This window comes from Pseudonocardia ammonioxydans (assembly GCF_900115005.1).
Classification (GTDB): domain Bacteria; phylum Actinomycetota; class Actinomycetes; order Mycobacteriales; family Pseudonocardiaceae; genus Pseudonocardia; species Pseudonocardia ammonioxydans.
In genome coordinates, this window is the sequence record NZ_FOUY01000017.1 from 40,605 (window position 1) to 54,673 (window position 14,069).

Annotated in this window: 10 protein-coding genes and 1 pseudogene; all 11 read right to left on the reverse strand. The window is 74.2% G+C overall.

Annotated features, from left to right (window positions below):
* Positions 1-194 precede the first annotated feature (194 nt).
* Complete coding sequence (locus tag BM093_RS36015) at positions 195-446, reverse strand: hypothetical protein (RefSeq protein WP_177238534.1); 252 nt, start codon at positions 444-446, stop codon at positions 195-197.
* A 116-nt stretch (positions 447-562) separates the two neighbouring features.
* Positions 563-1,792, reverse strand: coding sequence for a bifunctional phosphopantothenoylcysteine decarboxylase/phosphopantothenate--cysteine ligase CoaBC (coaBC, locus tag BM093_RS17330; protein WP_093344474.1), 1,230 nt, complete (start codon positions 1,790-1,792; stop codon positions 563-565).
* A 9-nt stretch (positions 1,793-1,801) separates the two neighbouring features.
* Positions 1,802-2,071: a DNA-directed RNA polymerase subunit omega gene (rpoZ, locus tag BM093_RS17335; protein WP_093344476.1), complete on the reverse strand. Its 270-nt coding sequence runs from the start codon at positions 2,069-2,071 to the stop codon at positions 1,802-1,804.
* 104 nt (positions 2,072-2,175) lie between these two features.
* Positions 2,176-2,799, reverse strand: coding sequence for a guanylate kinase (gmk, locus tag BM093_RS17340; RefSeq protein ID WP_093344479.1), 624 nt, complete (start codon positions 2,797-2,799; stop codon positions 2,176-2,178).
* Positions 2,800-2,812: 13 nt separating this feature from the next.
* Complete coding sequence (mihF, locus tag BM093_RS17345; protein WP_177238535.1) at positions 2,813-3,127, reverse strand: integration host factor, actinobacterial type; 315 nt, start codon at positions 3,125-3,127, stop codon at positions 2,813-2,815.
* 1,459 nt (positions 3,128-4,586) lie between these two features.
* A complete protein-coding gene (gene pyrF / locus BM093_RS17350; RefSeq protein WP_093344483.1) occupies positions 4,587-5,456 on the reverse strand; it encodes an orotidine-5'-phosphate decarboxylase in 870 nt (289 codons plus the stop codon).
* Entirely contained in the window at positions 5,453-8,983 is a 3,531-nt protein-coding gene (carB, locus tag BM093_RS17355) for a carbamoyl-phosphate synthase large subunit (RefSeq protein ID WP_245773589.1), read from the reverse strand. The genes pyrF and carB overlap by 4 nt, the downstream gene beginning before the upstream one ends.
* 911 nt (positions 8,984-9,894) lie before the next feature.
* Positions 9,895-11,034: pseudogene (gene carA, locus BM093_RS36655) on the reverse strand (glutamine-hydrolyzing carbamoyl-phosphate synthase small subunit); the annotation flags it as partial.
* Positions 11,034-12,326, reverse strand: coding sequence for a dihydroorotase (locus BM093_RS17365; RefSeq protein WP_093344485.1), 1,293 nt, complete (start codon positions 12,324-12,326; stop codon positions 11,034-11,036). The pseudogene carA and the gene BM093_RS17365, both read right to left, overlap by 1 nt.
* Entirely contained in the window at positions 12,323-13,300 is a 978-nt protein-coding gene (locus BM093_RS17370; protein ID WP_093344487.1) for an aspartate carbamoyltransferase catalytic subunit, read from the reverse strand. Before BM093_RS17370 ends, BM093_RS17365 begins: the two co-directional genes overlap by 4 nt.
* Positions 13,297-13,962 (reverse strand): bifunctional pyr operon transcriptional regulator/uracil phosphoribosyltransferase PyrR, encoded by a 666-nt coding sequence (gene pyrR / locus BM093_RS17375; protein ID WP_093344489.1) that lies wholly within the window; start codon positions 13,960-13,962, stop codon positions 13,297-13,299. The genes BM093_RS17370 and pyrR overlap by 4 nt, the downstream gene beginning before the upstream one ends.
* Between the last annotated feature and the right edge of the window lie 107 nt (positions 13,963-14,069).

The following is a 14,069-nucleotide window of genomic DNA, read 5'->3' on the forward strand; positions in this document are numbered from 1 at the left end:
GTCACCGGTGTGATTGCGGGCACTGCCAGCGCTGCCGGTACCGGCACCTGCACCTCGAGCGTCAACGTGCGCTCGGAGCCCGCGACCACCGCGCCGATCGTCGGCGTCTGCGAGCGGGGTGAGAGCACCTCGGTCGGCGAGACGCAGGACGGCTACGTCGAGCTGCCCGAGTACGGTGGCTGGGCGGTCGCCGACTACGTCTCGACCTCGAGCAGCTCCTCGCCGCAGACCGGCACCGAGTCGTCCGACGCCTCGGAGGACTCGCTGACCTCGGACAGCACCGAGCCCTCGGCCTCGTCGTCGCCCAGCAGCTCCCCGAGCTCCACGCAGCCGGGCACCTCGGCCGAGCCGTCGACCGGCAGCAGCGCCTCCCCGTCGGCCTCCCCGTCGGGCTCGTCCTCGACGGCGCCGTCGGACTCGTCGGCCACCCCCACCGAGCGCAGCACCACGGACTCGCTGTTCTGGAGCGACGACGAGGACTGACACGACGAGGACTGACACACCGCCACACGACGACGGCGCCGCTGCGGAATCGCAGCGGCGCCGTCGTCGTCGGTGCGGGTCAGGCCAGGCGCGGGGTGACAGCGTCCCAGATACGCGAGGCCAGCAGCGCCTTGGACCCCATCGGGAGTTCTTCCTCGCCACCGTCGCGGGCGAGCAGCCAACCGGCGTTGTCCGGGGTCTCGAACGCCTTGCCCTCCCCGACCGCGTTGACCACCAGCAGGTCGCACCCCTTCCGGGTGAGCTTGGCGCGACCGTGGTGCAGTACGTCACCCTCGGCGTCACCGGTCTCCGCGGCGAAGCCGACGATCACCTGACCGGGCCGCGGGGTGTCACGCACCAGACCGGCGAGGATGTCCGGGTTCTGCACCAGCCGCAGCGGGGCGGGCTCGTCGCCGCCCCTCTTGATCTTGTCGGTGGCCAGGTCGACCGGGCGGAAGTCGGCGACGGCGGCGGCCATGACGACCGCGTCCGCCCCGGCCGCCGACTCGCGCACCGCGGTCTCCATCGCCGCGGCGGAACCGGCCGTGACCAGGTCGACGCCGGCCGGGGTCGCCAGGTCGGCGGTGTGCCCGGCGACGAGGGTGACCCGCGCACCGCGCTGGGCGGCCACCCGGGCGAGGGCGTAGCCCTGCCGGCCGGACGAGCGGTTGCCCAGGTAGCGGACCGGGTCGAGGTTCTCCCGGGTGCCGCCGGCGCTCACGACGACGTGCCGTCCCTCGAGGTCACGGGGCAGCGCGTCGGGGCGCTCCAGCAGCAGCCGGGCGAGGTCGAAGATCTCCGCCGGGTCCGGCAGCCGGCCCTTGCCGGTGTCGGCGCCGGTCAGCCGACCGGCCGCGGGCTCCAGCACCACGGTGCCGCGCGAGCGCAGCAGCGCGACGTTGTCCCGGGTCGCCGGGTGCTCCCACATCTCGGTGTGCATCGCCGGCGCGAGGACGACCGGACAGCGCGCGGTGAGCAGTGACGCCGTGAGCAGGTCGTCGGAGCGGCCGTGCGCGAGCCGGGCCATCAGGTCGGCCGTGGCCGGGGCCACGACGACCAGGTCCGCGTGCTGCCCGAGGGCGACGTGCGGGACCTCGGGGACGTCGGTGAAGACCCCGGTCGCCACCGGACGCCCGGAGAGCGCCTCGAACGTGGCGGCGCCGACGAACTGCAGCGCGGACTCCGTCGGGATCACCCGCACGGCATGGCCGGACTCGGTGAGCCGGCGCAGCAGCTCCGCGCTCTTGTAGGCGGCGATACCGCCCGAGACGCCCAGCAGTACCTCGGGCGGACGACCCTGGGATGTCACGGTCGGGGCTTACTCGCCCTCGGTGTGCTCGAGCATGCCCGCCTGGATCTCGCGCATGGCGATCGACAGCGGCTTCTCGCGCGGGCCCGGCTCGACGAGCGGGCCGACGTACTCCAGCAGGCCCTCGCCGAGCTGGGAGTAGTAGTCGTTGATCTGCCGGGCCCGCTTGGCCGCGTAGATGACCAGCGCGTACTTCGAGCTGACCTGGCCGAGCAGATCGTCGATGGGCGGGTAGGTGATGCCTTCGGGGGCGATGCTGCCGGTGGTCGGCGTGCTCACGTACGTGCTCCTGGGAAGACGAGGGGTCCGGCGCGGTGGACGAGATCGGTGGTCGACCGGACAGCGCTGCCCTGCGGACAGCTGCGTCTGGTCGACCGGAGATGTCACACCGCGTCGCGGTCGACCACCAATGCTACCAACCGGCCGATCGCGGCCTGCAGGTCGTCGTTGACGACGACCTCGTCGAACTCGTGCTGCGCGTCCATCTCCTCGATGGCGGTACGCAGCCGGCGCTCGCGCTGCTCGGGGGTGTCGGTACCGCGGTCGGTGAGCCGGCGGGCCAGCTCCTCCATCGACGGCGGCGCGACGAACACGGTCACGGCCTCCGGCAGGGCCCGCTTCACCGAGCGGGCGCCCTGCAGGTCGACCTCGACGAGAACCGGGGTCCCCGTGGCGAGGGCCCGCTCGACCGGTTCGCGCGGTGTGCCGGAGCGCTGCAGCCCACCGTGCACCTCGGCCCACTCGAGCAGGTCACCGCGCGCGATGAGCGCGTCGAACCCCTCGCGGCTGACGAAGTGGTAGTCGTGGCCGTCCACCTCGCCCGGCCGCGCGGGCCGGGTCGTGGCGGACACGCTGAACAGCAGCTCCGGCAGCGCCTCGCGCAGTCCCGCGACCATTCTGCTCTTCCCCACGCCGGACGGCCCGGCCAGCACGAGCAGGCGTCCGCGGGGCGGACGGCCCGCCTGGTCGGGCGACGCCGGTGAGGTGTCGGAGGATGTTCCGGTCACGGGATGCGCCGGCTCAGCCCTGGAAGCGCTCGAGCAGGGCCTTGCGCTGGCGGTCGCCGAGACCGCGCAGCCGGCGGCTGCTCGCGATCTCCAGCTCCTCCATGATCTGCTGCGCGCGGACCTTGCCCACGTTCGGCAGCGCCTCGAGCAGCGCCGAGACCTTCATCTTGCCGAGCACCTCGTCGGTCTCCGCCTGCTTGAGCACCTCGTCGAGGGTGGTGCCCCCGCGCTTGAGGCGGTCCTTCAGCTCGGCCCGGGCCCGGCGCGCGGCCGCGGCCTTCTCCAGCGCTGCGGCGCGCTGTTCCTCGGTCAGCTGGGGAAGGGCCACGGTGGTTCCTCCGTAGTTCAGTGTCGTTCGCGTCGTTCGTGGTCGTTCGCGGTCGTTCGCGTCGTTCTCGCCCCGTCACGGCAGCGACCGGGTGGGCGGGTCGCACCGACCCGTCCGGGGGACGTCCCCGGATCCGCGATCGAACGTACCCAGCGCTTCCACGACGGCGTCAATGGGGGTCCCACCACCGGTTTCAGGGTTCGGAAGGTGATCATCGGCACGCTCTGTGATGCTTCTCGCGGTACCGTCCGGCTCCGCACGACGACGGGTGGGCGCAACGCCAGGCCCGGACGGCGGAGCCGGGACACCGCCGCACGCGCCCAGCTGCCGTCCGGGCGCGCCCGGGGCCCGCCGGTCGGGTACACCGCGCACACGGTCTGCGACGGACGGCACGTCCGCCGACGCCACGGTGTCGCCCGCCTTGCCGGACCCCTCCCCCGAGGCAACCCCCGCGGGTTCCGGCGCCGTGGGACCTGCTCTCCGTGATCCGCCACCGACTCGCGCTGCGGGCGGTGACCTCACCCGGGCTGTCCCGCCCCGGCCGGCACGCGGTCCCCATCCGGGTTCCGGCCCGGCGGCGACGGCGCCGCTCGGCGTCGCCGCCCGCTCGGCCGGCACGCTGTCGCCCACGACAGGACGACACCGTGCGAATCGAGTTCTGCTGCGCGGTCGAGTTGCACGGTCCTGCCCTCGGCGGGGCGGAAGCGTGCATCTCGCATCTCGCACTCGGAGCGGGGCAGGTAGTCCACCCGCACGCCGGTGCCGAGGTCCGTGGCCGCTCACCCAGATGCGAATGCCCTCAGCGCGGTGAAAGAGTGCCGCTCGCACCGGGTTCTGCGTTCCGGGCGATGACCCAGGGCTCGCCGTCGACATCCGGACCCGCCCGGCCTCCGCAGCGGTCCGCCACATGGCCCAGCTTCCCGCCCCGCAGAGGGCGAGACCGTGCAGCTCGGCGGGCCCGGCCCGTCGATCAGCACGCTTCCGCCCGCCACAGGGCGAGAACGTGCAACTCGCGCCGTACGGCCGGGCCGACTCGCACACTTCCGCCCTCCCCAGGGCAAGAACGTGCAGCTCGCCGGGTGCGGCCGGGTCGATATGCACGCTCTTGCCCCACAGGACGTACGCGCCTCCCGCGTCGCTGGACGACACGTCACGCACGTCGACGCGCTTCACGGGAGAATCCGCCACCCGACAGCCACGCCGGACCGACCACGCTGTGCTGCTCCACCGGTCCGGAGGTTCCTGCTCGACGTGCACGCTCCCGCCCGCCACAGGGCGAGAACGCGCCACTCACCCCCTGCACCCGGCTCGACTCGCAGGCTTCCGCCCGCCCGAGGGCGAGAACGTGCAGCTCGCTCGGTGCGGCTGGGCCGACGTGCGCGCTCCCGCCCTCCCGTGGGCGCGAACGGGCCTCTCGCCCCGAAAGGTGCCTTCCGAAGGGGTGCGTTGCTCCAGAGGCTCAGTGCGCGCCGGTGCGGGCCGAGGCCAGCTCCTCCCCCAGTGCCCGGGCGGCGTCGCGCAGCGCGGACGGGTCCGGCCCCGCGCGCAGGACCGACCGCGCGGCCACCGGCAGCACCGGACCGGCGGTCCCGGCGAAGCGGGACACGATGTCGGCCGGGCTCGCGCCCTGGGCACCCAGACCGGGCACGAGCACCGGACCGTGGAGCCCGGACAGGTCCAGGCCGTGCTCGCGGGTCCCGCCGACGACGACGCCGACGTCCCCGCAGGGCTGCGGCCCGCCCGGGTCGGTCGCCGTCCCGTACTCCCCGGTGCCGGCGTTACGCACCGCGGCGGCGTCGACGACGGACTGGGCGACGGTCCCGCCGCCGGCCGCGGTGGCGAGCTGGACGGGCGCGCCCTCCGGGTTGGAGGTCCGCGCCAGCACGAACACCCCGCGCCCGGCCTCGGCGGCCGCGACGAACGCCGGCTCCAGCGAGTCGAAGCCCAGGTAGGGCGACAGGGTCAGCGCGTCCGCGCCGAGCGGGGCGCCCACGCGCAGGTAGGCGTCGGCGTAACCGTCCATCGTGGACCCGATGTCGCCGCGCTTGGCGTCGAGCAGGGTCAGCGTCGGTGTCGACGCGAACCCGGCCAGCAGCCGTTCGAGCACCGCGACACCGGCCGAGCCGTGCCGCTCGAAGAACGCCGCCTGCGGCTTCACGACCGCGACCGCCCCGGCGAAGGCCTCCAGGCAGGCGTCGGCGAACCGGCCGGCGCCGTCGGCGTCGTCGGTCAGGCCCCACTGCGCGAGCAGCGCCGGGTGCGGGTCGATCCCCGCACACAACGGGCCGTACGACGCCACGGCGTCGGCGAGCCGCGCGCCGAACGTCACGACCGCGGCCCGGTGGCCGGGGACGACTGGTCCTCCGACGCCGGTGCCGTCCCGGAAGCCGGCGCCGTCCCGGAAGCCGGGGCCCGTCCACCCGGAGCTGCCGACGGCTCGGCCCCCGGAACCACCGGCGGCTCGGCCTCCGGAGTCCCGGATGCCTCGGACCCGGTGGCCGCGGACGGCTCGGACCCGGTGGCCGCGGACGGCTGGGGCCCCGCGGTCGTCGGGGCGGTGGACGACTGTGCCCGCAGCGCCGAGTGCGCCTGCTGCAGCGACCGCACCCCGAGCCCGCCGGAGGCGAGCGCCTCGATGCCCTGCACCGCGGCCGCGGCGCCCTGCACCGTCGTGATGCACGGGACCCCGCGGGAGACCGCGGCGGCCCGGATCTCGTAGCCGTCGACCCGCGGACCGGAGTTGCCGACCGGGGTGTTGACGATCAGGTCGACCTCGCCGGCGAGGATCGCGTCCACGATCGTCGGGTTCTCCGGCGACGAGCCGGACGAGTGCTTGCGCGTCACCGTCACGCTGATCCCGTTGCGGCGCAGCATCTCTGCGGTGCCGTCGGTGGCGAGGATCTCGAAGCCCATGTCGGCGAGCCTGCGGATCGGGAAGACCATCGCGCGCTTGTCCCGGTCGGCGATCGAGACGAACACCGTGCCGGAGACCGGCAGCGACCCGTAGGCGGCGGCCTGCGACTTCGCGAACGCCGGACCGAACGCCGAGTCGAAGCCCATGACCTCACCGGTGGACTTCATCTCCGGCCCGAGCAGCGGGTCGACGCCCTGGCCCGCGGTGTTGCGGAACCGGTTGAACGGCAGCACCGCCTCCTTCACCGCGACCGGCGAGTCGGCAGGCAGTGTGCCGCCGTCCCCGGTCGCCGGGAGCAGGCCCTCCGAGCGCAGGTCGGCGATCGTCGCACCCAGCATGATCCGCGCAGCGGCCTTGGCCAGCGGGATCGAGGTCGCCTTGGACACGAACGGCACGGTCCGGGAGGCGCGCGGGTTGGCCTCGAGCACGTAGAGCACGTCGCCGTGCAGCGCGTACTGCACGTTCAGCAGGCCGCGGACGCCCACGCCGTGCGCGATCCCGGCGGTCGCCTCCCGCACCTTCTCCAGCACCGACGAGCCCAGCGTGATCGGCGGCAGTGTGCAGGACGAGTCGCCGGAGTGCACCCCGGCCTCCTCGATGTGCTCCATCACGCCGCCGAGGTAGACCTCGTCGCCGTCGCAGAGGGCGTCGACGTCGATCTCGATGGCGTCGTCGAGGAACTTGTCGACCAGTACCGGACGGTTCTGCGAGACCGTGGTGGCGCGGGCGATGTAGCCGGCCAGCGAGGACTCGTCGTAGACGATCTCCATGCCGCGCCCGCCCAGCACGTAGGACGGCCGCACCAGTACCGGGTAGCCGATCCGCGAGGCGATCTCGCGGGCGCCGTCGAAGCTGGTCGCCATCCCGTAGTCCGGCGCGAGCAGCCCGGCCTTGGCGAGCACGTCACCGAACGCGCCGCGGTCCTCGGCCAGGTCGATCGCCGCCGCCGACGTCCCGACGACCGGCACCCCGGCGTCGGTCAGCCGCTGCGCCAGGCCCAGCGGGGTCTGCCCGCCCAGCTGCACGATCACCCCGGCGACCGTGCCGGAGGCCTGCTCGGCGTGCACGACCTCGAGGACGTCCTCGAAGGTGAGCGGCTCGAAGTAGAGCCGGTCCGCGGTGTCGTAGTCGGTGGAGACCGTCTCCGGGTTGCAGTTGACCATCACGGTCTCGAAGCCGGCCTCGCGCAGCGCCATCACCGCGTGCACGCACGAGTAGTCGAACTCGATGCCCTGCCCGATCCGGTTCGGCCCGGAACCGAGGATGAGCACCTTCGGCCGCTCGGTCTGCGGGGCGATCTCGGACTCGGCGCCGGGATCGGTCTCGTAGGCCGAGTAGTGGTACGGCGTCCGCGCGGCGAACTCGGCGGCGCAGGTGTCCACGGTCTTGTAGACCGGCCGGATCCCGAGCCGGTGCCGCAGCGCGCGGACCCCGTCCTCGCCGGCGAACTCCGGGCGGACGGCGGCGAGCTGGCGGTCGGACAGGCCGTAGCGCTTGGCCTTGCGCAGCAGGTCGGCGTCGAGCACCGGGGCCGCCTCGAGCTCGGCCCGGATCTCGCCGAGCAGCGCGATCTGGTCGACGAACCACGGGTCGATGCCGGAGGCCTTGGCGACGTCGTCGACCGACTGGCCGGCGCGCAGGGCACGTTCGACCTCGTAGATCCGGCCGTCGACCGGGGTCGTGTACTCGGGCTCGCCGGTCGGATCGGGCGCGGTCCAGAACCCGGCCCGGGCGCGCTCCATCGAGCGCAGCGCCTTGCCCAGCGCCTCCGGGAACGAGCGGCCCAGCGCCATGGCCTCGCCGACCGACTTCATGGTCGTGGTCAGCTCGGGGTCGGCACCGGGGAACTTCTCGAACGCGAACCGCGGGATCTTGACGACGACGTAGTCCAGCGTCGGCTCGAACGCGGCCGGGGTCTCGCCGGTGATGTCGTTGCGGATCTCGTCGAGGGTGTAGCCGACGGCGAGCCGGGCGGCGATCTTCGCGATCGGGAACCCGGTGGCCTTCGACGCCAGCGCCGAGGACCGCGACACCCGCGGGTTCATCTCGATCACGACCAGGCGCCCGGTCTCCGGGTGGATCGCGAACTGGATGTTGCAGCCGCCGGTGTCCACGCCCACCGCGCGCAGCACGGCGATGCCCACGTCGCGCATGTGCTGGTACTCGCGGTCGGTGAGCGTCATGGCCGGGGCGACGGTGATCGAGTCACCGGTGTGCACGCCCATCGGGTCGAGGTTCTCGATCGAGCACACGACGACCACGTTGTCGTGGTGGTCGCGCATGAGCTCGAGCTCGTACTCCTTCCAGCCGAGCACCGACTCCTCGATGAGGACCTCGGTGACCGGGGAGGCGGCCAGCCCGGCGCCGGCCAGGCGTTCGAGCTCCTCGGCCGAGTGCGCCATGCCCGAGCCCAGCCCGCCCATGGTGAACGACGGCCGGATGACGACCGGCAGGCCCAGCTCGGCCGCGGCCTCGCGGACCTCCGCCATGGAGTGGCAGACCCGCGAGCGCGGGACGTCGCCGCCGACCTCGGTGACGATGTCCTTGAACTTGAGCCGGTCCTCGCCGCGCTCGATGGCGTCGACGTCGGCACCGATGAGCTCGACGCCGTAGCGCTCCAGCACACCGTTCTCGTGCAGGGCGATCGCGGTGTTCAGCGCGGTCTGACCGCCGAGGGTGGCCAGGATCGCGTCCGGGCGCTCGGTGGCGATGACCTTCTCGACGAACTCCGGGGTGATCGGCTCGACGTAGGTCGCGTCGGCGAACTCCGGGTCGGTCATGATCGTCGCCGGGTTCGAGTTGACCAGCGAGACGCGGATGCCCTCGGCCTGCAGCACCCGGCACGCCTGGGTCCCGGAGTAGTCGAACTCGCACGCCTGGCCGATGACGATCGGCCCGGAGCCGATCACCATCACGTGGTTGATGTCGTCGCGGCGGGGCATCAGTGGTCCTCCTGCCCGGGCCGGGCCTGCTCGTCGGTCGGGTCGGTCGCGGGTGGTGGCCAGGGACGGTCGTCGACCGGGCCGGATCGGCCGGTCACCGGGTCGGCGGCGCCCTGGTGCGCGCGCGGGTCGGCGGCGGCGCCCGGGTCGCCGGCCGCGGCCGGGTGCCCGGGCAGTCCGCTCTCGCGGCGCAGCGCGTCCTCGATGTCGGAGAACGGCGCCGTGAGCGGGTCCGGGGTGCCGGGACGCCCGACCGCGGGCATCCGGCTGGTCTCCGGCTCACCGGCGGGACCGCCGGGCTCGGCCGACGCGGCGGCCGGGCTGACCGGCAGCCGGGTGGTGTGGTCGGCGGCGTCGGGTCCGGCGGCGGGCCCCGGGCGCGTGCCGGCGCCGGCGTCCCCGGCCGGGCGCGGCTCCTCCGGGCTGTGCGGCGCGATCGGCGCCGCCCCGGAGCTCGCCGGCGGGGCGGCCGGGTACAGGTCGACCGACGGGGCCGCGGTGGCCGACGGCGGCGCCGACGGCGAGGGCTGCGCGGTCATCGCCGGTGCGGCACCCGACGCCGAGGAGCCCGCACCGGCGGCGGACGGTGCGCTGCCGGCTGCGGCGGCAGACGACGCGCTGCCCACGGAGGCGGCTCCCGACGGGGCGCCGCCCGGCGCCGTGCCGGCGGGCGCGGCGGTGGCCGACGAACCGGTGGCCGGCGGCGCGTCCGGCTCCGGGGCCGACGGTGCGGCCTGGGTCGCGGGTGCAGCCGGGGCCGACGGTGCGGCCGCGGCCGAGGGTGCAGCCGGGGTCGCGGACGGGGCCGCCGGGTCACCGTCCGGCAGTTCCTCCGGGTCCGGGTACGGCGCGGGCTCGACCCCGGCGGGCCGCTGCCCGGCCACACCGGCGTAGCCGACCGGGTTGTCCGTCATGAGCTGCACGAACCGGTCGAACAGGTCGGCCGCGTCGTGCGGGCCGGCCGCCGCCTCCGGGTGGTACTGCACGGAGAACGCCGGGAAGTCGATCCCGGCCATGCCCTCTACGCAGCCGTCGTTCGGGCAGGTGTGGGTGATCTGCGCGCGGCCGTACGGGGTGTCGAACTCCTCGCCCGCCTCCCCCGCGACGGCGAAGCCGTGGTTCTGCGAGGTGATCGCGACCCGGCCGGTGGCGTGCTCGACGACCGGGATGTTGATGCCGCGGTGGCCGTAGCGCAGCTTGTAGGTGGAGCGCCCGAGCGCGCGCCCGAGCAGCTGGTTGCCGAAGCAGATCCCGAACAGCGGGATCCGGCGCTCCAGCACCTGGCGGGTCAGCGCGACCGGACCGTCGGCGGTGGCCGGGTCCCCCGGGCCGTTGGCCAGGAAGAACCCGTCCGGGCGCAGCGACTCGATCGTCTCGATCGTGCTGGAGGCGGGCAGCACGTGCACCTCGATGCCCCGCGCCGCCATCATCCGCGGGGTGTTGAACTTGATCCCCACGTCGAGCGCGGCGACGACGAACCGGCGCTCGCCGGCCGCCGGGACCACGTAGCTCTCACCGGTGGTGACGGCGCCGTAGAGGTCGGCCCCCTCCATCTGCGGGCTGCGGCGGACCTGCTCGACCAGCTCGTCGTCCGGCGCCAGGGCGTCCCCGGAGAAGATCCCGGCCCGCATCGCGCCCCGCTCGCGCAGGTGGCGCACCGCGGCGCGGGTGTCGATCCCGGCCACCCCGACGACACGCTGCCCGCGCAGCGCGTCCTCCAGCGAGCCGGTGGAGCGCCAGTTCGACGGCCGGCGCGCCGGGTCGCGCACCACGTAGCCGGCGACCTGGATGGACGACGACTCGTCGTCCTCGGTGTTCCACCCGGTGTTGCCGATCTGCGGTGCGGTCTGCAGCACGATCTGGCGGTGGTACGACGGGTCGGTGAGCGTCTCCTGGTACCCGGTCATGCCGGTGGTGAACACGGCCTCGCCGAACGTCGCGCCGGTCGCCCCGTACGCCTCACCGCGGAAGATCCGCCCGTCCTCGAGCACCAGCAGCGCGGTGGTGTTCTCCCCGCCCCGCGGACTCGGCCCGTTACCTGCTGCCCCCATCACCTGACTACCTTCCCGTCCTGCGCGGTGATGCGGCCACGCAACACCGTCGCGACCACCGATCCGGGCAGTCGCATTCCCTCGTACGGCGTGTTCGCCGCCTTGCTCGCCAGGTTCGCGCCCCGCACGGTCCAGACGGCGTCCGGATCGACCAGTGCGAACGTCCCCGGCTCGCCCTCCGCGACCGGACGGCCCTGGTCGGGCAGCCGGCCGATCTCCGCGGGGCGCTCGGACAGCACCCGCGCGACGCCGTGCCAGTCCAGCAGGCCGGGCTCGACCATGGTCTCGATCAGGACCGACAGCGCCGTCTGCAGGCCCAGCATGCCCGGTTTCGCGGCCTGCCACTCGGTGTCCTTGTACTGCGCGGCGTGCGGGGCGTGGTCGGTCGCGACGACGTCGATCACCCCTTCCGCCAGTGCCTCGCGCATGGCGCGGGTGTCCTCGGCGGTGCGCAGCGGCGGGTTGACCTTGTTCACCGGGTCGTAGCCGGACAGCCGGCTGTCGGTGAGCAGCAGGTGGTGCGGGGTGACCTCGGCCGAGACCTGCACCCCCTGCGCCTTCGCCGCGCGCAGCACGTCGATCGTGCGCGCCGTCGAGATGTGGCAGACGTGCAGCCGCGCCCGCGCCTCGCGGGCCAGCGCGCAGTCGCGGGCGACGACGGTCTCCTCGGCGGTGGCCGGCCAGCCGGCCAGCCCCAGCCGGGCGGCGACCGCGCCCTCGTGCGCCTGCGCGCCGCCGGTGAGCCGGTGGTCCTCGGCGTGCTGGGCGATGACCACGTCCAGCGCCGAGGCGTACTCCAGCGCCCGGCGCATGATCAGCGGGTCGTTCACGCAGCGGCCGTCGTCGGAGAACATCCGGACGCCGGCGCGGGAGTCCGCCATGGTCCCGAGCTCGGCGAGCCGCTCCCCGCCGAGGCCGACGGTCACCGCGCCGACCGGGTGCACGTCGACCAGGCCGAGCTCGGCGCCGCGTCGCCACACGTGCTCCACGACGACGTCGGAGTCGGCGACCGGGTCGGTGTTCGGCATCGCGAACACGGCGGTGAACCCGCCGAGTGCCGCGGCCTGCGAGCCCGTCTCGATCGTCTCGGACTCCTCGCCACCGGGTTCGCGCAGGTGGACGTGCAGGTCGACGAAGCCGGGCAACAGGACCGCACCCCGCGCGTCGAGCACCTCGGCGCCCTCGGGCGCGGACTGGCCGGCCGCGACGGTCTCCACGACCCCGTCGGTGACCAGGACGTCGACGGTGTCCTCGCCGTAGGGCCGGGCGTTGGTGATCAGCAGCTGGCTCACTCGGGCGCTCCCGCGAGAAGGTGGTAGAGGACGGCCATCCGGACGTGCACGCCGTTGCGCACCTGGGCGAGCACCGCGGAGTTCGGCGCGTCCGCGACGGCGGGGGCGATCTCCATGCCGCGCACCATCGGGCCCGGGTGCAGCACCACGGCGCCCTCGCGCAGCAGCGCGGCCCGGTCCTCGGACAGTCCGAACCGGACCGCGTACTCGCGCGCCGAGGGGAAGAACCCGCCGTGCATGCGCTCGGCCTGCACGCGCAGCATCATCACCGCGTCCACGGCCGGCAGCTCGGCGTCGAGCTCGTAGGAGACCCGGCACGGCCAGGTGTCGACGCCGGTGGGCAGCAGCGTCGGCGGTGCGACCAGCACGACCTCGGCGCCCAGGGTGGCCAGCAGCAGCACGTTCGACCGGGCGACCCGGCTGTGCAGCACGTCGCCGACGATCGCGATCCGCCGCCCGGCGATCCCGCCGAGCCGGTCCCGCAGGGTGGCCGCGTCGAGCAGGGCCTGGGTGGGGTGCTCGTGGGTGCCGTCGCCGGCGTTGACGATCGCCGTCGGGGTGCCCGTGGTGGCCCCGCCGGTGTCGATGCCCGCTCCGCCTGCGCTCGGCCCGGTCCCGCCCCAGTGCGCCAGCCGGTGCGCCGCCCCGGACGCCGGGTGCCGGACGACGACGCAGTCGGCGCCCATGGAGGACAGCGTCAGCGCGGTGTCCCGCAACGACTCCCCCTTCGACACCGACGAGCCCGAGGCGGAGACGTTGATCGTGTCCGCGCTCATCCACTTGCCGGCGATCTCGAACGACACCCGGGTGCGGGTGGAGTTCTCGTAGAACATGGTGACGACGGTGCGCCCGCGCAGCGTCGGCAGCTTGCGCACCTCCCGGCCGAGCAGCGCCTCGCGCAGCCGGTCGGAGGTGTCGAGCAGCGCGGTCGCCTCGCCGGCGTCGAGGTCGGCGGCGGAGAGCAGGTGCCTCATGCGCCGTCCCCCTGATCGCCCGAACCCGAGCCGCCCGGCTGTGCGCCGCCCGGTTCCGGGTCCTCCTCCTGGGCGATCCACACCCCATCGCTGCCGTCGGTCTCGGCCAGCGACACGAGGATCTGCTCCGAGCGGGAGGTGGGGACGTTCTTGCCGACGTAGTCCGCGCGGATCGGCAGCTCGCGGTGCCCGCGGTCGATCAGGACGGCGAGCTGGACGCTGCGCGGGCGGCCCTCGTCGCGCAGCGCGTCGAGTGCCGCCCGGGTGGTGCGCCCGGACATGAGGACGTCGTCGACGAGCACGACCAGCTTGTCGTCGACGCCGCCCTCGGGCATGGCGGTCGACTCCAGTGCACGGGCCGGGCCGCGGCGCAGGTCGTCGCGGTAGAGGGTCGCGTCCACCGAGCCGACGGCCGGTGCGACGCCGGTGAAGTCCGCGATCGCCGCGGTCAGGCGGTGGGCGACGTGGACGCCCCGGGTCGGGATGCCGAGCAGCACCAGGTTATCGGAGCCGTCGGGCCCGAAGGCGGTCTTCTCGATGATCTGGTGCGCGATGCGGGCGATGGTGCGGGTGACGTCGGCGGCGCTGAGCAGTTCCCGGCCGGGCTGCTGTTCGCGCCCGGAATCCCGGGCACCGACGTCCCCGCGGCGGTTCTGCGCCACGAGAGATGCTCCTTCCCCGCCTCACCGGACGGGCTTAAAGGACGATGTTGCCCGGCCAAACTAGCAACCGGCACGGTGTGACGCGGGCCCGGCCGCACCGCGTCACA

What these genes read in the sequence shown, in the direction of transcription:
- carB (WP_245773589.1), bottom strand. Translation starts at nt 8,983, where the DNA reads ATGCCCCGCCGCGACGACATCAACCACGTGATGGTGATCGGCTCCGGG.
- BM093_RS17370 (WP_093344487.1), bottom strand. Translation starts at nt 13,300, where the DNA reads ATGAGGCACCTGCTCTCCGCCGCCGACCTCGACGCCGGCGAGGCGACC.